This window comes from Mesorhizobium sp. M5C.F.Ca.IN.020.32.2.1, from assembly GCF_004023105.1.
Classification (GTDB): Bacteria; Pseudomonadota; Alphaproteobacteria; order Rhizobiales; family Rhizobiaceae; genus Mesorhizobium; species Mesorhizobium wenxiniae.
On record NZ_RZSX01001517.1, the window covers coordinates 1 to 695 of the forward strand.

The following is a 695-nucleotide window of genomic DNA, read 5'->3' on the forward strand; positions in this document are numbered from 1 at the left end:
GAAAAACCGCGAGCTGGTGGCGTCGTCGCGCGCCGATCTGTTGTCGCTGATCATCCAGGAAGGCACCTTCCGCAAGATCGACGACGGCCTGTTCCTGCAGATTGGCGAGCGGCTTCCGGACAACCGTCTCGGCGGCATCTTCGTCGCCGATTCGCGCGAAGAAGGCGCCAACCTCATCTACTATGCCAAGACCGGCGCCATCATCGAAAACGGCGACGAGAAAGTGCTGATGATGAATGACGGCGTCATCCATCGCGAAACGCTGGCCGGCGATCTTTCGGTCATCCGGTTCACCTCCTATGCCTTCGACCTGTCCGCCTTCATGTCGGCCTCATCGGACGTATTGCTTTTGCCGAAGGACCGGACGACCCAGTACCTGCTCAATCCCAGTCCGAACGACAAGGTGTTCCAGAAAAAGCCGAACAAGTACCTGGCCGAACTCAACCAGCGTTTTTCCGAATGGTCCTATTCACTCGTCTTCGCGCTGATCGCGCTTGCGGTCGCGGGAGACGCGCGTTCCCATCGCGAGGCGCGCATTCATCCGCTGATCACGTCGATCGCGATTGCGCTTTTCGTGCGCTGGCTCGGTTTCTTTGCCGCCGGCAAGGCCGACAACGTTCCGCAATACGCCTATATGGTCTACGGCGTTCCTATCGTGGCGTCCGCGGTCGCGACATGGTTCATCGTCTCCAACC

The 695-nt window shown here is 59.4% G+C and carries 1 protein-coding gene; it reads left to right on the plus strand.

The genetic code is table 11. From position 1 onward, the window contains the following. The coding region (locus tag EOA86_RS37170; protein WP_128345866.1) for an LptF/LptG family permease at positions 1-695 on the plus strand (695 nt) is incomplete at both ends.